Genomic DNA, 24,931 nt, shown 5'->3' on the forward strand with positions numbered 1-24,931 from the left:
ACGTAACCAGTATAAGTGGTTACCATGAGGGCATGACCCTGCATTGGAAACTCGTGATCGACGCACAGGACCCGCACGCCCAGGCCGCCTTCTGGGGCGAGACGCTGGGGTACGAGGTCGAGGACAACAGCGCCCTGATCGAGCGACTGCTCGGTTTCGGCGCCGTGACGGAGGCGGAGACCGTCGACTTCCGGGGGCGCCGCAGCTTCCGCGATCTCATCGCCGTACGGCATCCGGACGATCCGTACGACGAGGACACCGGCACGGGCCTCGGGCGGCGGCTGCTCTTCCAGCGCGTCCCGGAGGCGAAGTCCGGCAAGAACCGGCTGCACGTGGACGTGCACGCCGCGCCCGGCACCCGCGAGAAGGAGCAGGCCCGCCTGGAGGCGCTCGGCGCGACCGCGCTGCGGCACGTCCAGGAGCAGGGGGGCGAGTGGGTGGTGATGGCCGACCCGGAGGGCAATGAGTTCTGCCTGCAGTAGGGCGGGAGGGGGCGCGGGAGTCGGGGGACGGCGGGGCGGCCGGCGTGGCCCGCTGTCAGCCCAGCGCGTGCCCCGTCGTCGCGTCCACGTAGTCCGGGACCTCCTCGTGCCGGTCCCCCACCGTCAGCGTGCCCGTGGGCTCGAACAGCAGGATCGAGGCGCGGGTGCGGGCGATCGGCTTGTGCTCCGTGCCGCGCGGGACGGTGAAGACGGAGCCCCGGGGCAGCGTGACGGTGCGCTCGCCCGCGGCGTCGCGCAGGGCGATGTCCAGCTCGCCCTCCACGACCAGGAAGAACTCGTCGGTGTCCTCGTGGACGTGCCAGAGGTACTCGCCCTCGACCTTGGCGACGCGGACGTCGTAGTCGTTGACGCGGGTGACGACGCGGGGGCTCCACAGCGCGTCGAAGGAGGCCAGGGCGTCATGCAGGTCGATCGGCTCGCGGCTGTGGGCGGCGGTTTCGTGGGTCATGGACTCGTGGGTCATGGACTCATCGTGGGCCTTGGCCGGGGCCGTCACGAGTGCTAGAAATCGCATATGGCGCAAGGAAACTCTCATGGGGCTGAGGCGGGCGGCCCGCCCCGCGCCGAAGCCCGCCCGGCCCACGCCGCCGCCCCCTCCGACGACCGCCCCCACCGCGTCGTCGTCATCGTCGACGAGAACTCCAACCCCTTCGAGCTCGGCTGCGCCTCCGAGATCTTCGGCCTGCGCAGGCCCGAACTCGGCCGTGAGCTGTACGAGTTCACGCTCTGCTCGCCCGAGCCGCGCACCCTGATGCGGGACGGCTTCTTCACCCTCACCGAGGTCGCCGCCCTCGACGCCGCCGACACCGCCGACACCCTGATCGTGCCGAACCGCCCCGACACCGAGGTCCCCCGCCGCCCCGCCGTCCTCGCCGCCGTCCGCCGGGCGCACGCGCGCGGCGCCCGCCTCGTCGGCTTCTGCAGCGGCGCCTTCACGCTGGCCGAGGCCGGGGTCCTGGACGGGCGCCCGGCCACCGCGCACTGGCAGTGGGCGGACGACTTCCGGCGCCGCTTCCCCGCCGTCCGGCTCGAACCCGACGTCCTCTTCGTCGACGACGGCGACATCCTCACCGCCGCGGGCAGCGCCGCCGCGCTCGACCTCGGGCTGCACATCGTGCGCCGCGACTTCGGCGCCGAGGTCGCCAACTCCGTGTCGCGGCGCCTGGTCTTCGCCGCCCACCGGGACGGCGGCCAGCGCCAGTTCGTGGAGCGCCCCGTCCCCGACGTACCCGACGAGTCGCTCGCGCCACTGCTCGCCTGGGCCCAGGAGCGGCTCGGCGAACCCCTCACGGTCCCCGACCTCGCCGCGCGCGCCGCCGTCAGCCCGGCGACGCTGCACCGGCGCTTCCGCGCGCAGCTCGGCACGACCCCGCTGGCCTGGCTGAACGGCGAGCGCACCGCGTTCGCGTGCCGCCTCATCGAGCGCGGCGAGGAGCGGCTCGACGTGGTCGCCCACCGCAGCGGCCTCGGCACGGCGGCCAACCTGCGGGCCCGGCTGCGCCGCGAGACGGGCCTCAGCCCCTCGGCGTACCGCCGCCGCTTCGGCCCCTGAGCTTGAGTCTCAACCTGCTGCTCCGTCCCAGCGGCACCGGGCGCGGTCCTGGTCGACGCAGAGGAGGAACTCGGCGACGGGGCCTGCCGGTGACACGAGGGTCAGAGCACTCTCGGTGCGGTCGTAGGCGTCGTCGAACCGTTCGCACTCGATGACGCCTTCACGGCGGTGGTCGATCTGGCGGTGCGGGGGCTGCGGGCACGGTGATCCGGTTCTCCGTCAGTGCAGGATCTCGGCGCGCAGCCTCTCCTTCGGCGTGTTGATGTCCCAGTAGCGAACACTGCCCCGGGCGTCCTTGAAAGCGCCCGTGCCGCCGGTGATGGCCATGTCGAGCGAACTCGCCTCGTCCGGCCGCAGCGACTGCATCGTCAGAGAGCCACGCTTGAGCTCTATCGTGATCACGGCCTGCGACGTGACTTTCCCACCGCCGACGTTCACGACCTGCGACGTCCCGGCCCCCCGTCCGACGTCGCGGCCGTTCTCCACCGCGGTGGCGCAGTAGACGCTCATGTCGCCCAGGCTCGGCCCCGGGTCGCCGAGATCGACGGACTCGTACTCAAGGTCCTTGAGCTGGAGTTCGATGACCTCGACCCGGCTCTTCTTCGAGGCATCGGCATTCGCGCCCCCCGCGGCGAAGACGCCGACCGCCACGGTGGCCAGCGACAGGGCGGCGATTCTCTTGAACAGGGGCCGGTTACTGTTCTTCCCCATGCTGGAAACTCCTCATGGCGATCTGCGTGTACGAACAACTCGACGCTATGACCAGCGAGTTGAGCCGTCCAAGACCAACATCGCCATGACGTCATAGCGCTGGCGGCATGGTGTCGTTCAACACCGGGCGTCGAACGAGACGCGAAGAGATACCCCTGGCCAGAGCACCGAAGATCACCGAGTGCACAATGAGCCGCATGTCGATGACCAATACAACGAATGCGGCCGGTGCGGCCAACTCCCCGCGGCCCGCGACGCTCGACGACGCCGCCGCGATCAGCCGCACCCTGACGCTCGCCTTCGACGACGACCCGATGATGCGCTGGTTCTTCCCGGACGAGGCCACGCGCGAGGCGGGTCTCGGCCGCTACTTCGCCACGATCTTCACCCGGCAGTACGGCCGCCACGGCGTCTGCGAGCGCACCGAGTCGGCCGCCTCGTTCTGGGTGCCGCCGGGCGCGCAGGACAAGGCCGTTCCGGGCGCGGAGACCATCCAGGAGCTGACGGAGATCCTGGGCGACCGCGCGCCGCTGTTCCGCGAGGCCGTCGAGCTCGCCGCCGAGCACGGCCCCAAGGAGCCGCACTGGTACCTGGCCGTCGTCGGCGCCGACCCCGCCGCCCAGGGCAAGGGCCACGGCTCCGCCCTGCTCCGCTCGGGCCTCGCCAAGGCCGACGCGGACGGCCTGCCGGTCTACCTGGAGTCGTCCAAGCCGACCAACCTCCCGGTCTACGAGCACTTCGGCTTCACCGTGCTCGGCGAGGTCGAGCTGCCGGGCGGCGGCCCGACCCTGTGGGCGATGCGCCGCCCCGCGGCGGCCTGAGGACTCCCCCGTACCGGCCGCGAGACCGGGCCGGTACGGGGCCTCACCGCGGGGGGGCCGGTACGGGGCCGTCCCACCGGAGGCCGGTACGAGGGCCAGGCCAGTGCGGCAGCCCCCTAAGCCCGCCGCACCCGCTCAAGCACCGCGCTTCCCAGCTCCAGCGCCTCCTCCGGCTCCCGCACGCACTGCTGGAGGTCCACGAAGCAGCTCTCCGCCCCCGTGTCCCGCACTCCGCGCAGCACGGCGGCGATCTCCTCGCCCGTCGCCCCGGGCCTCGGGTTGTGCCGGATCTGGCGGCGCAGCGCGTCCGGGTCCCGGCCCGCGTCCTCGGCGGCGCGCCGCGCGATCCCCCACAGCCCCGCCTGCGCCTCGGCGGGCAGCGAGACGCCGACCCACCCGGCGGCCCTGCGGCCGACCCGCGCCATCGCGGCCGGGCTGAACCCGCCCAGGTAGAGCGGCGGTCCGGCAGGCTGCGCGGGGCGGAGCCCGACGTACGAGCGCGGGATCTCCCAGTGCTCGCCCTTGTGCCCGAAGACCTCCTGCGCCCAGATCCCCTCCAGGACGTCGAGGATCTCCTCCAGGCGGGCCCCGCGCTTGCCGAAGTCGGCGTTCACGGCCGTGTATTCGTCCCGCAGCCAGCCGATGCCGATGCCGACGTCCAGGCGGCCGCCGCTGACCTGGTCCAGGGAGGTGAGCGAGCGCGCCAGCAACAGGGGCGGATACCAGGGGGCGTTGAGGGTGCTCGTGCCGAGCCGGACCCGGGTGGTCGCGGTGGCGGCGACGGTGAGCACGACGAGCGGGTCGAGGAAGGTCTTGTACTCGGCCGGATACGGGTGGTCCGGGGTGTGCCCGGGGTAGAGGTCACTGGGCTCGACCGGGGTCAGCGAGCGGTCACCGACCCAGAGCGAGTCGAACCCGGCGGCCTCCGCGTCCCGCGCGAAGGAGGCGATGACCTCGGCGCGGGCGTGGGTTCCGTACTGCGGCAGCGCGATACCTATGTGCATGGGCTCATCCTGGCGGCGCAGGGGTCCTTCGCCCGAACAGCCCACGCCGTGAGCCGCGCCACGCCCGCCGCACCGGCGTCATCGCGCCACACGGGACCGCCCCGCGCCACGCCCGGCGGCACGCGTACTGCCGCCACCGCGCCCCCGTTTCCTACCGTGGTCCTGTGTCCGTCGTCGAGCAGTGGAAACCGCAGCGCCACCGCCCCGTCCATCGCGACCGCGAACAGGTGGCCCACCGGCTGCTCGTCGCCGTGTGCGCCCTCTTCGCGCTCGCCTCCCTGGCCCTGGTCCCCCTCGACCTGCGGCTCGGCTGGGACGAACTCGTCTATGCGAGCCGCTTCGGCCCCTACGCCCCCGACCACGCGCCCGGCGTGCCGTTCAGCGCGCCCCGCACCCGGGGCGTGCCCGTGCTGCTCGCGCCCGTCGCCTCCTGGAGCGACTCGGTCGTACTGCTGCGGATGTGGCTGACGGCGCTCGCGACGGCCGCCCTGTACCTGGGCTTCCGGCCGTGGCTGCGGTCCGTGCCGCGGCTGCCGTACGTGGCGGGGGTCGCGGCCGCGCTGTACGGCAGCCTGTGGACGGCCGTGTTCTACGCCGACGCCGCCATGCCGAACCACTACACGGCCATGGGCGCGGCGGGCGCCGTCGGCCTCTTCCTGCGCCGCCGCCCCGGACCGCGCACGTACGCGGGCATCGCCGCCGGAATCCTCGTCGCCACCCTGATGCGGCCCAACGACGGCGTCTCCGTGGCCGCGCCGCTGCTCGCCGCCGCCGTCCTGGTGCCGCTGTGGCGCTCGCGCGGCCGGGCGCTCGCCGTGCTCGGCGGCCTCGGGGCGGGTCTGCTGCCGTGGGCGATCGAGGCGTACGTTCGCTTCGGTGGCGTACGCGAACGGCTCAGCGACGCGAGCGAAGTGCAGGGCGGGCTGCGGTTCACGGACTCGCTCCTTCACCAGTTCACGGCGATCGACGGGCCCCTGCTGTGCCGTCCGTGCGAGGGCGACGGGGTGCGGGTGCCCTCACTGACCTGGTGGGTGCTGCTCGCCGCGTTCGTGCCCCTCGGGCTGTGGTCGGCGCGGCGGTTGCGGCAGACGGCCACGGCCGGGCAGCTCGCCCTGGCCGTGGGGCTGTGCGCGGCGCTGCCCTACGTCCTCGTGGTGCCGTACACCGCGCCCCGGTTCCTGCTGCCGACCCACGCGCTGCTCGCGGTGCCCGCGGGGCTCGGGGTGCTCGCGGCGGTGCGGTGGGCCCGGGCGGCGCGGCGGCCCGCGCTCGCCGGGGGCGTGCTCGCGGGGCTCGTCGCCGGGCATCTGGCCATGCAGGGCTCCCTCGTCAGCTCCACCTCCCGGATCCAGTCGGAGGCGCGGGAGGACTGGGCGCGGGTGGCCGCGGTCGTGCGCGAGCGGGGGGTGCGGCCGCCCTGTCTGCTCGGCGGCAACACGTCGGTGATCCCGCTGGCGTACGTGGCCGGCTGCGAGCCCGCCCCGCGCGCGAACGAGCGGCGGCCCGGGGACCGACGACGGCCCGGCGTGCTGGTGCTTCGGCAGCATCCGGCGCCGGCCTGGGCCAGGGACTGGGAGCGGGTCGCGGTGCCGGACACGTACGCCCGCGGCTGGCGCGTTCTCGTACCGCCTGACCTGTGAACTTCCGGCGCGCGGGCGGGGATTGGGGGCCCGGCGCGGTGAGTCGGCGAACCGGTATGCGGAACACCCCGTCCGGATCCCGCTCTTGACGTGAACTCAACACCACTCCACCATCGGGCACTCCAGGCTCATTCGGAATTCAACTCACGGAAAGCCGGAGCCCCCCACATGAGACTCTCCGTCACCGGACGCAGCGCGGCCGCGGCCGTCATAGCCGCCGCCGCACTTCTGACGACCAGCGCGATATCCACCGCGGCCACCGGATCCACGGGCACGACCGCGCCACCGCGCGCGGCCGCCCCGGACATCCCCGTGGCCAACGTCAAGGCCCACCTCTCGCAACTGCAGTCGATCGCCTCCGCCAACGGCGGCAACCGGTCGCACGGCAGCGCGGGCTACAAGGCCTCGATCGACTACATCAAGGGCAAGCTGGACGCCGCCGGATTCACCACCACCGTGCAGCAGTTCACCACCAGCGGCCGCGTCGGCTACAACCTGATCGCCGACTGGCCCGGCGGCGACGCCAACCAGATCGTCATGGCCGGTTCGCACCTCGACAGCGTCAGCCGCGGCGCGGGCATCAACGACAACGCGTCCGGCTCGGCCGCCGTCCTGGAGACCGCGCTCGCGGTGTCCCGTGAGCAGTACAAGCCCGCCAAGCACCTGCGGTTCGCCTGGTGGGGCGCCGAGGAGCTGGGCCTGATCGGCTCCTCGAACTACGTCCGCGGCCTGCCGTCGGCCGAGCGCACGAAGATCAAGCGCTATCTGAACTTCGACATGATCGGCTCGCCGAACCCGGGCTACTTCGTGTACGACGACGACCCCACCATCGAGCGGACCTTCAAGACGTACTACGCGGGCCTGAACGTCAGCACCGAGCCGGACCGCGAGGGCGACGGCCGCTCCGACCACGCGCCGTTCAAGAACGCGGGCATCCCGGTCGGCGGCATCTTCTCCGGCGCGAGCACCGCCAAGTCCTCGGCCCAGGCCCAGAAGTGGGGCGGCACGGCGGGCCAGGCGTTCGACCGCTGCTACCACTCGTCGTGCGACACCACGGCGAACATCAACAACACGGCGATCGACCGCAACAGTGACGCCGTCGCGTACGCGGTGTGGGGGCTGTCCTCCTAGCCTCCCCCTGCCTCCCTGGACGAGAATGCTTGCGTGTGCATATAGTGCGCACGCAAGCATTCCTCGTACGCAAGCATATGCGCCCAGGGGGCACCCATGACCCGCTCGTTCCTCTTCGTCCACGGCAGCGCCCGCCCGCGGGGCAACACCGAGATCCTGGCCCGCAAGGCCGCCGAACAGCTGCCGTCGGACGTCGAGCAGCGCTGGATCGACCTCGCCGACCACCCGCTCCCGGACTTCCAGGACCTGCGGCACGACGACAACGTCCCGCGCGCCCGGCCCCGTCCGGAGGGCGACACCGAGGCGCTGCTCCTGGACGCCACCCTCGCCGCCACGGACATCGTCATCGCGTCGCCGCTCTACTGGTACTCGGTGTCGGCCACCGTCAAGCGCTACCTGGACTACTGGGACGCCTGGCTGGAGGTCCCCGAGCTGGACTTCAAGGCAACCCTGGCGGGCCGGACGCTGTGGGGCGTGACGGCGCTCGCGGACCGCAACGAGGCGGCCGCGGACCCGCTGGTCGGCACGTTGCGCAACACCGCCGCGTTCTTCCCGATGCGCTTCGGCGGCGTCCTGCTCGGCAACGGCACCCGCCCCGGGCACGTCCTGAACGACACCGAGGCCCTGGCGCGCGCCAAGACGTTCTTCGCCCAGGAGGACATCCCGCTGGCCCGGTTCCCGTTCGGCGAGTCCTCGTACGAGGAGGAGTGACCTCGCGCGGAGGCCAGGGGCCCAGGGCCTGTCCGCCGGTCGGCCCTAGGAAGCGATGTCCTTCGCCCCGAACCGCGCCCAGGCCGCCGAGCCGAACACCCCGGCGTACAGCGCCTGGAGGCCGAGGTTCTTCACCAGGTCGTCCCAGTAGACCGGGTCGCGCATCAGGTCGGCGAAGGACAGCCAGTAGTGCGAGAACAGATACGGGTGGATCGCGTGCAACTGCGGGATCTGGTCGACGATCTGGACGGTGATGAGCAGGCCCACGGTCGTCGCCATGGCGGCGATGCCGCTGCTCGTCATCGTCGACACGAACAGGCCGAGCGCCGAGACCCCGATCAGTGAGGCGGCCACGACCAGTGCGATCAGCAGGGCCCGCAGCAGCCCGTCACCGAAGCCGATCCGCGTCCCGGAGATCGTCGTGACCTCCCCGAGGGGGAACAGCAGCGCCCCCACCGCCAGCGCGGACGCCGCCACCACCAGCGTCGCGACGAGGCAGAACGTCAGCGCGGTGGCGTACTTGGCGAGCAGCAGGCGGGTGCGGCCCGCGGGCGCCACCAGGAGGTAGCGCAGCGTCCCCGCGCTCGCCTCGCCCGCGATGGCGTCGCCCGCGACGACGCCGATCGCCATCGGCAGGAAGAACGGCAGGGTCGCGGCGAGCGCCGTGAACACCAGGAACAGGCCGTTGTTGGTGACCTGCGCGATGAACGCGGGCCCGCCGCCCCCGTCCGGCCCGCCGCCGCCGACGGAGCCGCCGTCGCTCGTCTCGATCTTCACGGCGATGCCCACGAGCACGGGCACGGCGGCCAGCACCGCGAGCAGCGCGAGAGTGCGCCAGCGGCGGAAGGTGATGGCCAGCTCGCTGCGGAACAGGCCGAGGGTCCAGGCGAGGCGCACGGGGCGCGGGCCGGCGGGTCGCCCCTCGGCAAGGTGGTGCGCCTTCGTGGGACGCGGGCCGCCCGGCTGTCCTGCGCCCTTGGCCCCCGCCGTCGCGGGCCTCACCCCGTCGGCTCCGTCCGCCCCGGCCGTCACTTCAGCCCGCGACATCGAATCCCTCTCCCGTCAGCGCGACGAACGCGTCCTCCAGGGAGGCACGTTCGACGCCGAATCCACGGACGCGGACGCCCGCCTCGACCAGTGCGGCGTTCACGTCGGCGAGGTCCGTGCCGGGTGGCTCGCCCGTGACGCGGTCCTCGGTGACGACCAGGTCGGCCACGCCGAGTTCCTTCAGGACGCGGGCCGCGTCACCGGTGTCCGGGGTCGTCACCGTGAGCCGTCCGCGCGCGCCCGCCGCGAGTTCGGCGACCGGGCCCTGCGTGATCAGACGGCCCTGGGCCATCACCGCCGCGTGCGTGCAGACCTGCTCGATCTCGTCCAGGAGGTGCGAGGAGAGGAAGACGGTGGTGCCGTCGGACGCCAGCTCCCGCACCAGGGAGCGGATCTCCCGCATGCCCTGCGGGTCGAGCCCGTTCGTCGGCTCGTCGAGGACGAGCAGCTCGCGCGGCTGCAACAGGGCGGCGGCCAGGCCGAGGCGCTGCTTCATGCCGAGCGAGTACGCCTTGGCCTTCTTGCCCGCGGCGGCGGTCAGGCCGACCCGGTCCAGGGCCGCGTCGGCGCGCGCCCGGCGGGTGCGGGGGTCGGCGGTCGGGTCGGCGGAGTCGTACCGCAGGAGGTTGTCGCGGCCCGACAGGAAGCCGTACAGCGCGGGGCCCTCGATGAGCGCGCCCACGTGCGGAAGCACCCTGCGGGTCTCGAACGGCATGGGGCGGCCGAGGACCTTGGCGCGGCCGGAAGTCGGCTCGATCAGGCCCATCAGCATCCGGATCGTCGTGGTCTTGCCGGAGCCGTTGGGGCCAAGGAAGCCGAAGACGCTGCCGCCCGGGACGCTGAGGTCGAGGCCGTCCACGGCGAGGTGCTTGCCGTACCGCTTGGTCAGCCCGGACGTCTCGATCACGCTGCCCCTGGCCCCGCCGTTGGTGCTCGGCACCGGCTTCCTCCCGTTGAACGATGGGCTGAACGATGGGCGGCGGTTGGGAGGTACCGGTCCGGTACCTCCCAACCGCCGCCCGCTCTCACGTGCTCATGTGCGTGTGCTCACGGCTCCCGGCCCTACTGCGCCGCGTTCGCCGCCTTGACCAGTGCGTCCTTCGTGACCGCGCCGACGTACACCTTGCCGTCGTCGGTGACGAGCGCGTTGATCAGGCGGGTCTTGAAGACCGTGCCCGAGCCGAAGTCGCCGTTCACCTTGTCGCCGAGGGAGTCCAGGAACTTCGCCGCCTCCTGCGGCACCTCGTCGGAACCGGCGGCCGACGTCGGCAGGCCCTGGCCGCCCGGCAGCTTCAGCTCGGCGATGGACGTCCAGCCGTCGCCGATGACGTTCAGGCCCTCGGGGCCCTCGCCCTTGACGTCCCCGCCGGGGTGCCCGGGCTTCTTGGCCTCGTCGTCCGCCCGCGTGACCTTCGTGCCCTTCGGCGGCTTGAAGTCGAACGTGGACGCCGACGGCTTGGCGAAGTCGACCTTCGTGAAGCCCGCGTCGACGACCGCGGCGCCGCCGCCGGCCGGGGACAGCGTGAACTTCAGCGGCGTACCCGTCTTCTCGTCCACCGCGATGGTGATCTGGCCGACCGTCGAACCGGAGTCCTTCGGCTTCAGGACCAGGCGGTAGGCGTCCCGGCCCGCGACCTGCGCGCTGCCGTCGACCTTCACGGACGTCGAGGACTTGTCGGCCGCCTTCAGCGCCTGCTCGGCGAACTCCTTGGGCGTGGCGGGAAGTTCCTTCGGCAGGTCCTTCCGGTCGCCCCTGTCGCCCTTGCCCGGGCGGGCGCCGGCCTTGCCGCCGTCCTTGGAGTGGTACGCCTCGTTCGACGCGCTGTCGTACGCCCAGACGTCGTCGCCGTTGTGGATCAGGCTGTACTCGGCGGCGTCGTCGAGGACCGACAGCTTCTGCTTGTCGGGGCCGTCGGCCGCGATCCGCAGGGTGTGCGTGCCGGAGGCCAGTTCCATCAGCTTGGCGCTCGGGTCGGCGGCGCTCTTGCCGCCCTTGCCGCCCTCGTCGTCCCCGCCGCCACCCCCGGCGCCCGGCGCGAAACCGCCGGTCATGCCGGAGCCGAACGACGGCAGGCCCAGGTCGGTGCTGATCTTCACGGTGCCGGAGAGCTGCTCGGTGTCCGACGCGGCGATCTTCTCGATGAGTTCCTGTGCGGTGATGTCCGGCAGATCCGGGTCACCCGAGGTGGCGAGTGCCGGGACGAGCCCGATGGTCGCCGCGGCCACCCCCGCCACCGCGAGCGGGACGACATAGCGCACGGCCTTGCGGCGGCCCGCGCTGAGCTCGTCTGCCTCGGTGGTGTCCTGCTCCGGTTCGTACGGTGCCATTGTGTGCCTTACCTCCGTCGTCGGCGGCGGCGATTCGTTCCTCGCGTGCACTCGTCCACCCCGCGCCGCCATTCTCACCCGAATTGGTCAGGATGTGGTTGTCGGTACCTGTCTTCGTCTGTCTCCATCCGACCAAATCGGCCACGCGGAAGCGTCAGACCCCGGGAGCAACTCCGCGTACTGCTCTGGGATGACAAAAAAGGGCGGTGCCTCCCCCGTCCCGTAGGGGGAGGCACCGCCCGGGATGGTGACGACCGTGCGTCACGGGGGGAGTTCCGCACACGTACGTCACATGGCCCGGATCTGCCCCTGAGCCCGTCTCCGCAGGTCTCAGCGCTGTACGAAGACGTAGTCGGCGCCGTACGGCACCGCCACGACCTTGCCCTCGGCGCAGCCGCCGGACGGCTGGACGCCGCCCACCGTGTTCAGGCGCAGGATCTCGGTCGTACCGGCGAGCAGCCCGCGCTCCTTGCCGACCTGCTTGGCCTCCAGGTCGAGTTCGGCGATGTTCTTCGCGCCGTTGGGCGTCCTGGATATGAGCTTGCCGGTGACGCCGCTGCGGTCCGGCGCGACCCAGCGCGGGGTGCCGGAGTTCGGCGCGACGAAGTCGTGGGCGATGTGGCCGCCGAGGGTCGCGCGGACGTCGCGCTGCTGGAAGGTGAAGCCGCCCGAGCCGTCCTCGGCCTTCTTGCACTCGTAGATCTGCTTGCCCTTGACCACGGACGCCTGGAAGCTGCGCGCGGCCGCGTCCAGGGAGACGTTCGCGGTGACCTTGTGGAGCTGGCCGCGGACGGCTCCGCCGGGGAACTCGGCGGTGTGCAGGTTGGCGTAGAAGCCGTTCGGGTCCGCCTTGAGCTGCTCGAGCAGGGCGGCGTCCGTGACCTTGACCGTGCCGGTCACGCGCTGGTGCTCGGCCTTGGCGAGCAGCTTGGTGAAGTCGACCTTGATGCCGCCGTTGGTGCCCTTGGCGCCCTGGTGGATGTGGAGCGCGGTCGGCTTGGCGGTGCCGCGCCACTTGACGGTGACGCTGACCTTGTCGCCCTTGACCTTCACGAACTGCAGGGCCGCGCCGTCCTTGTCCCCGACGGCGGGGCCGCCCTGCACGGGCACCTCGTTGGCCCCGTTCATGCTGGCCACGAAGAGGGCGCCGCCGCGGCTCGCGGTGCCGCTCCGCACCTCGACGGCATCGCCGCCGTGCGAGGTGCCGTGCGCGGCGCTCTTGGAGCCCTGGGACCCGCTCCCGCTGTCCGCCGTCGCGGGCAGGACGGCGGCTGCCACCCCGGCGGCCGCGGCGACCGCGACACCGGTGACGAGCAGGGCGCGGCGACGGTTCTTCGTGGAAGCGCGGTCCTTCGTGGAAGTACTGATTGTGCCCATGACGTGAAATCTCCCCGTTCCTCAGCCGACGCCCCCTGCGTCAGCTTCTGGGCATGAGTACGGAACGGATCTCAGCCTGGACTCAATCCAGGCTGAGCATTTTCACGTGACCTGCGTCACACGCCACCCGGCGCGGCAGGGGACGGGGCCCCGAGCCTCACCCCGCGCGGTGGACCACCAGGTCGCAGAGCTCGACCAGCGAGGCCTTGGCGTCGCACTCGGGCAGCGGGGCCAGCGCGGCCCGCGCCTCCTCGGCGTACCGCACCGTGTCCCGCCGGGCCAGCTCAAGAGCCGGATGCACCCGCAGCCGGGCCAACGCCTCGGCGTGCCGCGCGTCATCCGTGAGGTCGGAGTCGAGCAGCTCGCACAGCGCGACATCCTCCGCGAGCCCGAGCCGCGCGACCCGCTCCCGCAGCCGAAGCACCGGCAGGGTGGGGATTCCCTCCCGCAGATCGGTGCCGGGCGTCTTCCCGGACTCGGTGGACTCGGACGCGATGTCCAGGACGTCGTCGGCGAGCTGGAAGGCGACCCCGAGCCGCTCCCCGTACTGCGTGAGCACGTCCACGACCGTCTCGTCGGCCCCCGACATCATCGCGCCGAACCGGCAGGCGACCGCGACCAGCGAGCCGGTCTTGCCCGCGAGCACTTCGAGGTAGTGATCGACGGGGTCACGCCCGTCCGAGGGTCCCGCCGTCTCCAGGATCTGCCCGGTGACGAGCCGCTCGAACGCCTCGGCCTGGACCCGGACGGCCTCGGGGCCGAGGTCGGCCAGCGTGTGGGACGCGCGCGCGAACAGGAAGTCGCCGGTGAGGACCGCGACGGAGTTGCCCCAGCGCTGGTTGGCGCTGGCCACCCCGCGGCGCACATCGGCCTCATCCATCACGTCGTCGTGGTACAGCGTCGCGAGGTGCGTCAGCTCCACGACCACGGCGGACGGCACCACACCGGGGGCGTACGGGTCGCCGAACTGCGCCGTGAGCATCACCAGGAGTGGCCGAAAACGTTTGCCACCCGCGCGCACGAGATGCTGCGCGGCCTCGGTGATGAAGGGGACCTCGCTCTTGGTGGCCTCGAGCAGGCCTTCCTCGACAGCCGCCAACCCGGCCTGGACATCGGCTTCGAGAGCCTGGTCCCGCACGCTCAGCCCGAAGGGCCCGACGACGGTCACGAGGGGTTCTCCTGTCTGCTGACGATCACAAGTCGATCACTCGGTCGATCATTCGTCGATGACACGGTTTGTCGATGTGTCGCTGCCATCACTCAAGTCAGCGTATCCGGTCGCCTTTCGATCACAGCGAGCGCCTGCCCGAGCAGAGGAGACCAGCGTGCCCGATAGACATGGAATGACCGAAATACTCCACAGAGAACGATGTGCCCCACATGAAGGGAGTGATGCCTCCCCCCATCGGACGCCCGACCACCACCCGTCCCGCCCCTCGTCTCACTCCCGGCACGCCGTCGGCCCCCGAGCCGAGCCGGGGCTGACCGCCGGTGCGGCACCGGCGCGCCCCACCCACCCGGCCCCGGACCCCGCCGGAGGGCGCTGACGACATCCGGCCAGAGATCCGGCGTGTGTACGTTTCCGGCCATGGTCCGGACGGGGGCGGCGGCCAGGGGCCCGGGGTGGGCGGGGGCCAAGGGCTCGGGTGGGCGAGGGCCCGGGGGTGGGGGGCGGGCGAGGGCCGGGGGCGGGCGAGGCGGCCGGGACAGGGGGCCTGGAGACCGGCGGGTACGGGGCCCGGGGACCGCCGGTGCGCGGCACCCAGGAGACCGGGGCACAGGACCCCGGAGGCCGCGATACAGAGCCCCGGAGGCCGGGACACAGGACCCCGGAGGCCGGGACGCGGCACCGCGCGGGCCACGCGACCGCCCTCACCCCAACAGCCGCTCCAGCACCACCGCGATCCCATCCTCCTCGTTGGACGCGGTCAACTCGTCCGCCACCGCCTTGAGTTCATGGTGGGCGTTGGCCATGGCCACCCCGTGCGCGGCCCACACGAACATGGGGATGTCGTTCGGCATGTCCCCGAAGGCGATCGTGTCGGCGGCAGTCAGCCCCAGCCGCTCCGCCGCGAGGGCAAGACCCGTCGCCTTGGTGACTCCGCACGGCTGGAGCTCCACGGTGCCGGGCCCGGACATCGTCACGGTCGCGAGCGACCCCACCGCGCCCCGGGCCACCTCCGCCAACTCGTCGTCCGCCAGCGCCGGATGCCGAAGGAGCACCTTGCTGATCGGCTCCTCCCACAGCACATCGCGCCGGGGCACCCGCACGGCGGGCAGCGTCGGGTGCGGCATCTCGTAGCCCGGCTCGATCAGCGTCAGGCCGTCGACGCCGTCCTGGTCGACCGCCGCGAAGACCTGCCCGACCTCGGCCTCGATCTTCCCGAGCGCGGCCTCGGCCAGCTCCCGGTCCAGCGTCACCGACCACACCATGCGGCCGCTCCCGGCGTCGTACAGCTGGGCACCCTGTCCGCACACCGCGAGCCCGTCGCAGCCGAGCTCCTCCAGGAGCGGGCGCACGCGGGGCGCGGGGCGTCCGGTGACAACGAGGTGCCGTGCGCCGCCCTCGCTCGCGGCGGCCAGCGCCCTGCGCGACCGGTCGGACACCGTGTCGTCGCAGCGCAGCAAGGTTCCGTCGAGGTCAGTGGCGATGAGGGCATATGCGAGGGGAACGGCCATGATCCGAAGAATACGGATCTGACGCCGGTCGGTAAGCCGTGTGGCAGGAGCTGTGACGGTTCGGGTGCGCCCGGCGCACTCCCGGCAGACACCGGGGTGTGGGCCCGGATACGCCCGGTGACACGCGCCCGGAGCGCATCTGCGCGCTGGCCCTGTCGGCCCGCCCCCGGTTCACCGGAACGAGGCGGCCCGGGATCGCCCCTAGCCGGACCGGCCCCACACCGGCCCCACCTGGAGCGGCTCGGACCAACTCGCACCGGCCCCACCCGGACCGCCCCGGACCGGCCCACACCGGACCCCACCGGGACCGGCTCGCACCGGCTCCCACCCGGCCTGCACCGGCCCGCACCAGCCCCACCCGGACAGGCCCCGCATCACCCGATTCGCGCCGCACCGGCCCACGGCCGCGCGCACACCTTCACGCCGGGCCCGAACTCCCCCACGCGGGCGGGCAGTCCGCGCTGGGTGCCGCCGCGCCTTGGCCCGCCACCCCTCTCACCGACTCGCCCCTGCCCGCCTCGACGCCCCCTCTCGCCTCACCGCCACTTCTCGCTCACCATCGCCTCCCCTGGGCTCACCCCGCCGATGGGCTCACTCCCGCCGACTAGTCCGCCCTCCCCGCCGACACCCCCGCCACGCCCCCGCCCGCGTCAAGCCGAGGTATGCGGCGCTGGGCCGCGTGCGCCGCCGCCGGATAGCGGGGGTCGGGCCGCAGCGCGTACTCCCGCAGGCAGGCTTCCGTGAACTTGATGACGTGCTCGTCGCCGTGCTCGACGGCCCGGGCGCCGAGTTCGTCGAGCGGGGGCAGGTCGTCCGTCTCGGCCCGCCAGGCCGTCGACTCCTCGTCCCGCCGGTCGGTGGTGAAGGCGAGGAGGAAGGCCGACTGGACCTGCCACAGCCGGGCGAGCGTCGGCTCGTACAACTCCTGTGGCAGGTGCGGCAGCACGAGGCGGGTGGCGGCGGGTGCGGTGAGGCCGTGGACGAGGGGCACCGGGAAGACCTCGGGGTGGCCCAGATACACGTCCGCGAACTGCAGCGTCATGTCGCTGAGCAGGCGGGACGCCGGGTGCGGCGCCAGCCACTCCAACGACTCCGTGTACCCGGGGAGTCGTTCGATGGCATCGATGCGGCCGAGGGCGACGGACGGTCCGCGCGGGCCGTCCTGTGGCACCCGGGGCAGCGCGGCGACGGCCGCCGGGACGGAGTGGGAGCCGCGCAGGGCGGGGCTTCCGGGCAGCGCCCGGTGCCGGGCTGCCCAGTACGCCAGGCCCCTGGCCAGCTCGTCGAGTTGCAGCCGCGTCGGCGCCTCCCCGGCGACGGAGAGACCGCGCACCGCGTGCGCCGTCCGGATGAGGCCGTGCGTCAGACCTGCGAAGAGGCCGGGGAGCAGGCGCGGCCACCAGCGGGCGAGGACGTCCCGCCAGGGCGCTGTGGCGAGTTCACGCGCGAACAGTCGCTCCCAGTCCCCCGCACGACCGAAATCACCCAGCGCCGGCCGCCACGACGCCTCGTCGGCGGGATCGAGGGCGAAGCGCGCGGCGGGCGGCTCGTGGTGGTCGAGCGCGCGGCGATAGCGCCCGATCCAGCGGGCCACCTCGTCGCCGCGCCCGAGCACCGCGACGGCCTCTGCGCCCATGGGCCCGTGGTTGGCGAGGTCTACGCCCACACCGCGCTCGTACCCGAGGTCCTCAAGTCGTTCCAACGCGTCATTGACGGCTTCGTAGTAGCTGATCGACGGCATGTCTCGCTCACCTTCAGAAAGCTCGTGGTCCCCACAGGGCTCGTAACACTTTGGATACCCAAACAGTTCGAGTATCCAAACCAACTACACTCGCGGAATGCAGAGCGCGCAAGGACCGGAGAAGCGGGAACCGGAGCGGCAGGGAGCGGAGCGGCAGGGAGCGGAGCGGCAGGGAGCGGAGCGGCAGGGAGCGGAGCGGCGGGAACCGGCGAAGCCGGGGGCCGGATCCGCCCACCCCCTCACCTCCGTCGAGATCCGGATCGTGGGACTCGTGCCGCTGCTCGAGCCGTACTTCCGGGGGGCGGCGGTGAGCGCGCTGATGCCGGAGCCGCTGCGCGAGGCCATGGACAGCCATGGCCTGACCCCACGTCATGGCGCGGTGCTGCCCCAGCTCCTGGCGGCCGACGGGCCGTTGACCGTCAGCGGCATCGCCGACCGGCTCCAGGTGTCCCTGCCGACGGCGAGCGAACTGGTCGGCGGCCTCGCGCGGGCGGGCATCGTCACGCGTGCCCCGGACGAGACGAACCGCCGCCGGGTCCTTGTGTCCCTCGCCGAGGAGTACCGCCCGCTCCTCGAGTCGTTCGTGGCCCGCCGGGGCGAGCCGCTGCTCCGCGCCCTCGCGGGGCTCCCGGCCGAGCAGCGGGAGGGGTTCATGGCCGGGCTGCGGGCCTGGGTGCGGGAGGTGCAGCAGTAGCGGCGGGGAACCGTTCGCGCCGCGCGCACGTCGCACAGGGGCAAGCCGGTCTTCCGTACGCGGGAAGGCCTCCGTACGTCACCTGGCACGAAGGAACGACATGACTTTCCGTCCGGCCCGCAAGCTCGCCCTCACCGCCACCGCCTCCGCCGCGCTGCTCACAGCGCTGCTCACCTGGCAGGCATCGGCCGCGGACTCGGACAGCACCGGCCGGGAGTCACGCCCGGGCGCGGGGGCCGCGGTGTCGGACACGAAGACCGGCGAGGAGTCCCCCGCGACGCCCGGCAAGACGCCCGGCAAGGGGCCGGACACCACGAACTCGGACACCACGAGCAGCGAGGTCGAGCACGGCGGGACCGCCGCGGCGGAGTACTGGACGCCGGAGCGCATGCGCGACGCCCAGCCCGCGCCCATGCCGGTGATCGAGCGCTGAGGCCGGGTGGCGATGGTCGGGCGCTGAGCCCGGACAGCCCGGATGTCAGTCGTCCAGTGCTGGCCGGGCACCGAGCCCGGCGGTGATGGTCGGGCACCGAGCCCGGACGGTGATGGTCGACCGCCGAGCCCTGCGCGCCGGGGCCTCCCTCACGCCCCCTGGTGAGCCGCCGCCAGATGCCGGGCGAGCCGCGGCGAGGCGAACTCCGTGCCGCACACGAACCGCATCACCGGTCCGTACGACGACCCGGCGAGCATGCCCGTGAAGTACAGGCCGGGGACCGAGGAGACATAGCCCGCGCCCAGCTTGGGCGTGCCGCGGCTGGTGGCGATGCGGGCGCGCAGGCCGTGGCCGAGGAAGCTGAGGGCGGCGAGGTCCACGCGATAGCCCGTCGCGGCGATGACGTGGTCGGCCGCCAGCTCCCGGGCCCGGCCGCCCAGGGTCTCGACGCTGAGGACGGGGCGGCCGTCGCGGGTGCCCGCCGTCACGATGCGCCGCACCTCGCGCGCCTCGACCTTCCGCTCGAACCGCTCCCGCAGCCACCAGGCGCCGAGCGGGCCGAGGACACGGCGGGTGAGGAAGTGCCGGGCGGTGGCAGGAAGGTGGCGGTACCCCCCGGCGTAGTAGCTCAACGCGTACAGCGACCAGGCGCGGCCGAAAGGGGACTCCGGGCGCAGCTTCGGCTGCTCCCAGGGCGGCCCGCCGAACGCCACCGAGCGCCGCCCGCGCGCCACCACGCGCACCCGCGCGCCCGCTTCCGCCGCGAGCACCGCCGTCTCCAGGGCGGACTGCCCGGCACCGACGACGAGCAGGTCCTGGTCCGCGTACCGCGTGAGGTCGTGGTGCTGGGCGCTGTGCGAGACGGGGCCCGCGGGCGAGGGGCCGTCCGGCACGGCCGCGGCCAGCTCGAACGGCAGCCTCGACAGGCCGGACAGGCCGGTGGCGACGACGACCGCGCGGGCGGTGCACTGCTCCCCGGAGTCGAGCTTCAACTCGAAGCCCCCGGCCGGCCGGGGGTCGACGGAGACCACCCGAACCCGCTCCAGGTCGGGCACGATCTTCTGCTGGAACCACTGGCCGTACCCGACGAACGTCTCGACGGGGATGATGTCCTCGTCCGTGATCAGCCGGGGCAGGCCCGCCGCGTCGCAGTAGTCGACGAGGGTGTGGCCGGGCTGCGGGGCGTCGATGTTCGACGCCACGGGTGTCGACTTGAGGAGCATTCCCGCGGGCATGTGCGCCTGCCAGCTCACCATCGGCTCGCCGAACACACGCACCGGGATGCCCCGGGCCCTCAGATGCGCCGCTGTGGACAGACCGTAGGGGCCCGCTCCGATGACGGCGACGGGTTGCACTGATTGGTTCACGAAGTCCCTCCCCAGGACGTTGTGTGCGCCGTGCCGTCGCACGGCGCACCGTCACTTCGTGGTCGTGCCGCCGCGGCGATTGGTCCGCCACAGCTGGAACAGATGCTTCGCTCCTGGCCGTACGAAGCGCGCGAGCATGGTGAAGACCGGCAGCATGTCGTCCGCCGCGAGCCAGGCCAGCTCCGTGCCGCTGGCACGGGACGGCGCGTGCGGTGTCACATAGCCGCTGCGGCGGTAGGCGAGATAGGCGGGCAGGTCGATGTTCTCCACGACATAGCGGTGTCCCGCGCGCTGCTCCCCCTCGGGGACGGGACGGCCGGTCAGATGCAGATGCATCGCCCTGACGACATCGATCCCCGACTCGCTCTCGAAGAGGCGGAACTGGGCGCCCATGCGTGGGTTGAAGTCGAGCAGTTTGTACTGACCGTCGCGGCGGTCGAAGCGGAGGTCGAGGTCGATGACGCCGGTGAATCCGATCTCCTTGATGAAACGCGCGGCGAGGTCCGCGAGTTCCGGGTTGTCGACGACGTACGCCATCGCCGTCATCCCCGCGTGCGGCGGCCAGGAGCGGACCTTCACGCCGGTGAACAGGGCGAGCGGGGTGGAGTCCGCGTCGAAGTACGCGTGCACGACCCAGTCCTCGGCCTGCTCGCGCGGCAGATACTCCTGGAGGATCACGCCGGGCCGCTCGCCCCAGCCGCAGGCCAGCTTCAGCAGTCCCTCGGGCGTGTTGATGCGAGTGGTGCCGTTCACGGCGGGTTGCTCACGGCGCCGGAACGCCTCTCTGTTCTTGGCCACGACCGGGAACCGGGCCGTCGCGGCGAACTTCTCCACGTCCTCCTGACTCTGCGGGCACACCGAGGCGGGCGACGACAGGCCGTGCTCCACGCACAGCTCGTGCAGCCCCTGCTTGCTGGCGAGGCGCCGCGGCAGCGCGGGCGCCACCGGCGGGACCAGGAACCCCCCGAAGTCCGCGTCCCTCAACTCCCGCTGGTGCTCGGCGATCAGCACCGCCGCTTCCTCGTCCGTCGGGATCAGCACCGTCGGCCTGCCGATCCGCCGCCCGATGCGCAGCAGCCCCTCCACCAGATACGCGGGATCCTCGACGCCGGTGGTCGGCCACGGGAACGCACGGGTGAGGTAGCGGGACGCGGCCGCGGGCGTGTGCCGGTCCTCGGTGATCGCGTACATGGGGATGCCGAGCCGCCCCAGGCTGCGGATCGCGCCCACACCGCCGTGGTGCAACGGATAGTCGCCGAACTTGACTATCAGTCCGGGCACTTCACGGTCCGGCCTTAACCCGACGCCGCCGCTTGCCATGGTCACGGGTCCCCCCACGTGTCCGTTTGCGCCGAACCGGACCCACCCCTGTCCGTGTCCCCCAAAGGAAGCTATGCAGGAATGGGTCATTCCACTCCTGGTTTATCCGGACATTGCGAACTCTTTAGACACTGCCCCCGGCGAGGCTTCCCACGTAACGTGTGGAGCACTCAGATTGGAAAGCGAGGCAGGCACGCATGTCCGAGCAGAACCCGCTCGACCTCCCCGAGGGCGACCCCTTCGGCCCGCACAATCTTCCGTACGGAGTCTTCTCTCCGGCCGGGTCCGCCACGGACTCCGCATCCGGGTCGGCGCCCGGATCAGCGCCCGGTTCCGCCGCCTCGGACGGCCGTCGGGTCGGCGTCCGTGTCGGCTCGTACGTCCTGGACGCGGGCGCGGCCGCCGCCGCCCTCGGCTCGCCCTATGTCTCGCTGCTCGCCCAGCCCACCCTGGGCCCGCTGCTCGCCGCCGGCCGCCGCACCTGGAGCGACGTCCGCCGCGCCCTCACCGCCTGGGTGACGGTCCCCGCCCACCGCGACACCGTCCGACCGCTGCTCCACCCCCTCTCCGACGTCACCCTGCACCTGCCCTTCGAGGTCGCGGACTACGTCGACTTCTACGCCTCCGAGCACCACGCGTCGAACCTGGGCCGGATGTTCCGCCCGGACGCGCCCACACCGCTCACCCCCAACTGGAAGCACCTGCCCATCGGTTACCACGGCCGGTCCGGCACCGTCGTGGTCTCCGGCACGGACGTGGTGCGGCCCACCGGTCAGCGCAAGACGCCCGCCGACACCGCGCCCGTCTTCGGCCCGTCCACCAAGCTCGACATCGAAGCCGAGGTCGGCTTCGTCGTCGGCGCGCCGTCCACGCTCGGGACCCCCGTGCCCCTCACGGACTTCCGCGAGCACGTCTTCGGCCTCTGCCTCCTCAACGACTGGTCCGCCCGCGACCTCCAGGCCTGGGAGTACGTCCCCCTCGGCCCCTTCCTCGGCAAGTCCTTCGCCACCTCCGTCTCGGCCTGGATCACGCCCCTGGAGGCCCTGGACGCCGCCCGCGTCGCCCCGCCCGCGCGCACCGAGCCCCTGCTCCCCTACCTCGACGACTCCGCCGAGTCCGTCGCGGACGAGCCCGGCGGCTACGACCTCCGCATCACCGTCTCCCTCAACGGCCACGTCATCTCCGAACCCCCCTTCTCCACCGTCTACTGGACCGCCGCCCAGCAGCTCACCCACATGACCGTCAACGGCGCCTCCCTGCGCACCGGCGACCTCTATGGCTCCGGCACCGTCAGTGGGCCCTCCCCCGAACAGTTCGGCTCCCTCATCGAGCTGACCTGGAACGGACGTGATCCGCTCGAACTCCCCGACGGCAAGCGGACGTTCCTGGAGGACGGCGACGTCGTCACGATGACCGCGTGGGCCCCCGGCCCCGGGGGGACCCGGGTGGGCCTGGGCGAGGTCACGGGGCGCATCGCGGCTGCGCGAGGCTGAGGCTGGGGGCCTTGCCGGGGGCTCCCCAACCCCACCCCTTCCCGAACCCGGGGCTCCGCCCCGGACCCCGTTGTCGGCGCTCCGCGCCTCGTCCTCGAACTCCCCCAAGCTCTTAAGGAGCAGGGGGTACTCCCATGACGGGCTGAAACCCTGCCGCACCGGCGAGATATACAGCCCCTCCGGCGATTGAGGAGCGGGGGCCTGGGGGCGGAGCCCCCGGTTTCGGGAAAGGGGCGGGACTGGGGCGCACCCGCGAGGCCCTACTCCCCCACCCCCGCCACCACCTCCAGCACACCCTCCCCATACGTGGCGAGCTTCTTCTCACCGACCCCGCCGATGCCCCCCAGCTCCCCGACGGAGGCGGGCCGCACCGTGGCGATCTCCCGCAACGTCGCGTCATGGAAGATCACATAGGCAGGCACCCCGAGCTCCCGAGCCTGCGCCGCCCGCCAGGCCCGCAGCGCCTCGAAAACGGGCACGGCCTCGGGCGCCAGCTCGGCCACCGCGGCGGCGGCCCGTGCCTTGCGCTCGCCCTTGCCCCCGGAGCGCACCGCGGCAGCGGGCTTCTTGGGCTCCTTGCGCAGGGGCACCTCCCGCTGCCGCCCGAGCACGGAGCCGCTCGCCTCGGTCAGCACCAACGTGCCGTACTCCCCCTCGACCGCGAGCAGCCCCTGGGCGAGCAACTGCCGGACCACACCCCGCCATTCGCCCTCGGCGAGCTCCCCACCGATACCGAAGACGGACAGCTGGTCGTGGTCGAACTGGATGATCTTGGCGGTTCGACGGCCCAGGAGGATGTCGATGATCTGGCCGGCGCCGAACTTCTGGCCGCGCTCCCGCTGGAGCCGCACGACGGTCGACAGGAGCTTCTGCGCGGCCACCGTCCCGTCCCAGGTCTCCGGCGGGGTGAGGCAGGTGTCGCAGTTCCCGCAGGACTGGGCGGTGGGGTCCTGGCCGAAGTAGGTCAGGAGCTGGGCGCGGCGGCACTGGGCCGTCTCGCACAGCGCCAGCATGGCGTCCAGGTGCGCGGCGGCCCGGCGCCGGAACGCCTCGTCTCCCTCGCTGCCCTGGATGAGCTTGCGCTGCTGGACGACGTCCTGGAGGCCGTACGCCATCCAGGCCGTGGAGGGCATGCCGTCGCGGCCCGCGCGGCCCGTCTCCTGGTAGTACCCCTCGACCGACTTGGGCAGGTCGAGGTGGGCGACGAAGCGGACGTCGGGCTTGTCGATGCCCATGCCGAAGGCGATCGTGGCGACCACCACCAGGCCGTCCTCGCGCAGGAACCGCGACTGGTGCAGCGCACGCGTCCCGCCGTCCAGACCGGCGTGATACGGCACCGCCCGCACGCCGTGCGCGCTCAGGAACTCGGCGGTCCGCTCCACGCCGTTGCGCGAGAGGCAGTAGACGATGCCCGCGTCGCCGTCGTGCTCCTCCTTCAGGAACGTCAGGAGCTGCTTCTTCGGGTCCGCCTTCGGCACGATCCGGTACTGGATGTTCGGCCGGTCGAAGCTCGCCACGAAGTGCTTGGCGTCCGGCATGGACAGGCGCTGCGTGATCTCGCGGTGGGTGGCGTCCGTCGCCGTCGCCGTCAGGGCGATGCGGGGCACGTCCGGCCAGCGCTCACCGAGGACGGACAGGGCCAGGTAGTCGGGGCGGAAGTCGTGGCCCCACTGGGCGACGCAGTGCGCCTCGTCGATGGCGAAGACGGAGATCGTGGCCCGCGAGAGCAGGTCGAGGGTGGTGTCCAGCCGCAGCCGCTCCGGTGCCAGGTAGAGCACGTCGAGCTCGCCCGCGAGCAGTTCCGCCTCCACCACCCGACGCTCGTCGAAGTCCTGCGTCGAGTTCATGAACCCGGCCCGCACCCCGAGCGCCCTGAGCGCGTCCACCTGGTCCTGCATCAGCGCGATGAGCGGGGAGACCACGACGCCGGTGCCGGGGCGGACCAGGGCCGGGATCTGGTAGCACAGGGACTTGCCGCCGCCGGTCGGCATGAGGACGACGGCGTCGCCGCCCGCGACCACATGGTCGATGATCGCTTCCTGCTCGCCGCGGAAGGAGTCGTACCCGAAGACGCGGTGCAGTGTCTCCAGCGCGTTGCCCGTGGCGACCGGGCCTGAGCCCGCACCGGGGCCCGCGCCCGGTCCGGCGCCCAGGTGCGCGTCCGCGAACGGATCCTCGCCGGGGTCGCCGAACGGGTCCTCCTCCGGGGCCCCGAAGGGGTCGTCGAACGGGTCCGGCTCCGCGAACCGACTCGCGCCCTCGTCCATCTCAGTCATGCCACCGATCCCATACATCGCCCAGCCCCCGTACGTCACGCCTCGACCACCGCGTGCTTCCACCACTGCGTCCACGATAGGGGGCCGCGCCGACAGCCCACGA

At 72.5% G+C, this 24,931-nt stretch carries 22 protein-coding genes; 9 read left to right on the forward strand and 13 right to left on the reverse strand.

Features of this window, described 5'->3' with window-relative positions; all coding sequences use genetic code 11:
• Nucleotides 1-32: 32 nt before the first annotated feature.
• Nucleotides 33-482: a VOC family protein gene (locus ACZ6BG_RS12970; protein ID WP_468999888.1), complete on the forward strand. Its 450-nt coding sequence runs from the start codon at nt 33-35 to the stop codon at nt 480-482.
• A 55-nt stretch (nt 483-537) separates the two neighbouring features.
• On the opposite strand, the gene ACZ6BG_RS12975 is transcribed toward ACZ6BG_RS12970, so the two are convergent.
• Entirely contained in the window at nt 538-966 is a 429-nt protein-coding gene (locus tag ACZ6BG_RS12975) for a cupin domain-containing protein (RefSeq protein ID WP_468999889.1), read from the reverse strand.
• A 51-nt stretch (nt 967-1,017) separates the two neighbouring features.
• On the opposite strand from ACZ6BG_RS12975, the gene ACZ6BG_RS12980 reads away from it, so the two are divergent.
• Nucleotides 1,018-2,055, forward strand: a complete 1,038-nt coding sequence (locus ACZ6BG_RS12980; RefSeq protein WP_468999890.1) for a helix-turn-helix domain-containing protein — start codon at nt 1,018-1,020, stop codon at nt 2,053-2,055.
• Between the two features lie 219 nt (nt 2,056-2,274).
• Here the strand turns inward: ACZ6BG_RS12980 and ACZ6BG_RS12985 are convergent, their stop codons facing one another.
• Complete coding sequence (locus ACZ6BG_RS12985; protein ID WP_468999891.1) at nt 2,275-2,766, reverse strand: allene oxide cyclase barrel-like domain-containing protein; 492 nt, start codon at nt 2,764-2,766, stop codon at nt 2,275-2,277.
• A 188-nt stretch (nt 2,767-2,954) separates the two neighbouring features.
• Here ACZ6BG_RS12985 and ACZ6BG_RS12990 point away from each other — a divergent pair, with 188 nt between their 5' ends.
• The gene (locus ACZ6BG_RS12990; protein WP_468999892.1) at nt 2,955-3,587 is read left to right on the forward strand and encodes a GNAT family N-acetyltransferase; all 633 of its coding nucleotides are present in this window, start codon (nt 2,955-2,957) and stop codon (nt 3,585-3,587) included.
• A gap of 116 nt (nt 3,588-3,703) precedes the next feature.
• Here ACZ6BG_RS12990 and ACZ6BG_RS12995 read toward each other — a convergent pair whose 3' ends face one another.
• Complete coding sequence (locus ACZ6BG_RS12995; RefSeq protein WP_468999893.1) at nt 3,704-4,591, reverse strand: TIGR03619 family F420-dependent LLM class oxidoreductase; 888 nt, start codon at nt 4,589-4,591, stop codon at nt 3,704-3,706.
• Nucleotides 4,592-4,755: 164 nt separating this feature from the next.
• On the opposite strand from ACZ6BG_RS12995, the gene ACZ6BG_RS13000 reads away from it, so the two are divergent.
• The 3 genes from ACZ6BG_RS13000 to ACZ6BG_RS13010 all read left to right on the forward strand — a co-directional run bounded on the left by ACZ6BG_RS13000 (nt 4,756) and on the right by ACZ6BG_RS13010 (nt 8,073).
• Nucleotides 4,756-6,231, forward strand: coding sequence for a hypothetical protein (locus ACZ6BG_RS13000; RefSeq protein ID WP_468999894.1), 1,476 nt, complete (start codon nt 4,756-4,758; stop codon nt 6,229-6,231).
• 168 nt (nt 6,232-6,399) lie between these two features.
• The gene (locus ACZ6BG_RS13005) at nt 6,400-7,362 is read left to right on the forward strand and encodes a M28 family metallopeptidase (RefSeq protein ID WP_468999895.1); all 963 of its coding nucleotides are present in this window, start codon (nt 6,400-6,402) and stop codon (nt 7,360-7,362) included.
• Nucleotides 7,363-7,458: 96 nt separating this feature from the next.
• Nucleotides 7,459-8,073 carry a flavodoxin family protein gene (locus tag ACZ6BG_RS13010; RefSeq protein WP_468999896.1) on the forward strand — a complete coding sequence of 205 codons (615 nt, stop codon included), beginning with the start codon at nt 7,459-7,461 and terminating at the stop codon, nt 8,071-8,073.
• Nucleotides 8,074-8,118: 45 nt separating this feature from the next.
• Here the strand turns inward: ACZ6BG_RS13010 and ACZ6BG_RS13015 are convergent, their stop codons facing one another.
• From ACZ6BG_RS13015 to ACZ6BG_RS13045, 7 genes are all read right to left on the reverse strand, one after another.
• A complete protein-coding gene (locus ACZ6BG_RS13015) occupies nt 8,119-9,120 on the reverse strand; it encodes an ABC transporter permease (protein WP_468999897.1) in 1,002 nt (333 codons plus the stop codon).
• Entirely contained in the window at nt 9,107-10,060 is a 954-nt protein-coding gene (locus ACZ6BG_RS13020) for an ABC transporter ATP-binding protein (RefSeq protein ID WP_468999898.1), read from the reverse strand. Before ACZ6BG_RS13020 ends, ACZ6BG_RS13015 begins: the two co-directional genes overlap by 14 nt.
• 122 nt (nt 10,061-10,182) lie before the next feature.
• On the reverse strand, nt 10,183-11,448 hold the full coding sequence (locus ACZ6BG_RS13025; RefSeq protein WP_468999899.1) for a LolA family protein: 1,266 nt from the start codon (nt 11,446-11,448) through the stop codon (nt 10,183-10,185).
• Nucleotides 11,449-11,778: 330 nt separating this feature from the next.
• Nucleotides 11,779-12,825, reverse strand: a complete 1,047-nt coding sequence (locus tag ACZ6BG_RS13030; RefSeq protein ID WP_468999900.1) for a CHRD domain-containing protein — start codon at nt 12,823-12,825, stop codon at nt 11,779-11,781.
• A gap of 157 nt (nt 12,826-12,982) precedes the next feature.
• A complete protein-coding gene (locus ACZ6BG_RS13035) occupies nt 12,983-13,993 on the reverse strand; it encodes a polyprenyl synthetase family protein (protein WP_380854288.1) in 1,011 nt (336 codons plus the stop codon).
• A gap of 704 nt (nt 13,994-14,697) precedes the next feature.
• Nucleotides 14,698-15,504, reverse strand: a complete 807-nt coding sequence (locus ACZ6BG_RS13040; RefSeq protein ID WP_468999901.1) for an HAD family hydrolase — start codon at nt 15,502-15,504, stop codon at nt 14,698-14,700.
• Between the two features lie 604 nt (nt 15,505-16,108).
• A complete protein-coding gene (locus ACZ6BG_RS13045) occupies nt 16,109-17,245 on the reverse strand; it encodes a questin oxidase family protein (protein WP_468999902.1) in 1,137 nt (378 codons plus the stop codon).
• A gap of 97 nt (nt 17,246-17,342) precedes the next feature.
• On the opposite strand from ACZ6BG_RS13045, the gene ACZ6BG_RS13050 reads away from it, so the two are divergent.
• On the forward strand, nt 17,343-17,939 hold the full coding sequence (locus ACZ6BG_RS13050; protein WP_468999903.1) for a MarR family winged helix-turn-helix transcriptional regulator: 597 nt from the start codon (nt 17,343-17,345) through the stop codon (nt 17,937-17,939).
• A 100-nt stretch (nt 17,940-18,039) separates the two neighbouring features.
• Nucleotides 18,040-18,372, forward strand: coding sequence for a hypothetical protein (locus ACZ6BG_RS13055; RefSeq protein WP_468999904.1), 333 nt, complete (start codon nt 18,040-18,042; stop codon nt 18,370-18,372).
• Nucleotides 18,373-18,521: 149 nt separating this feature from the next.
• On the opposite strand, the gene ACZ6BG_RS13060 is transcribed toward ACZ6BG_RS13055, so the two are convergent.
• Together ACZ6BG_RS13060 and ACZ6BG_RS13065 are read right to left on the reverse strand one after the other, a co-directional pair.
• The gene (locus ACZ6BG_RS13060) at nt 18,522-19,739 is read right to left on the reverse strand and encodes an FAD-dependent oxidoreductase (protein ID WP_468999905.1); all 1,218 of its coding nucleotides are present in this window, start codon (nt 19,737-19,739) and stop codon (nt 18,522-18,524) included.
• Nucleotides 19,740-19,790: 51 nt separating this feature from the next.
• On the reverse strand, nt 19,791-21,059 hold the full coding sequence (locus ACZ6BG_RS13065) for a carboxylate--amine ligase (protein ID WP_469000271.1): 1,269 nt from the start codon (nt 21,057-21,059) through the stop codon (nt 19,791-19,793).
• A 197-nt stretch (nt 21,060-21,256) separates the two neighbouring features.
• Between ACZ6BG_RS13065 and fahA the strand changes: the two genes are divergently transcribed.
• Entirely contained in the window at nt 21,257-22,552 is a 1,296-nt protein-coding gene (gene fahA, locus ACZ6BG_RS13070; protein WP_468999907.1) for a fumarylacetoacetase, read from the forward strand.
• Between the two features lie 260 nt (nt 22,553-22,812).
• Here fahA and recQ read toward each other — a convergent pair whose 3' ends face one another.
• On the reverse strand, nt 22,813-24,828 hold the full coding sequence (gene recQ / locus ACZ6BG_RS13075; RefSeq protein ID WP_468999908.1) for a DNA helicase RecQ: 2,016 nt from the start codon (nt 24,826-24,828) through the stop codon (nt 22,813-22,815).
• Nucleotides 24,829-24,931 lie beyond the last annotated feature (103 nt).

The sequence above is a fragment of the Streptomyces sp. NPDC041205 genome (assembly GCF_055591765.1).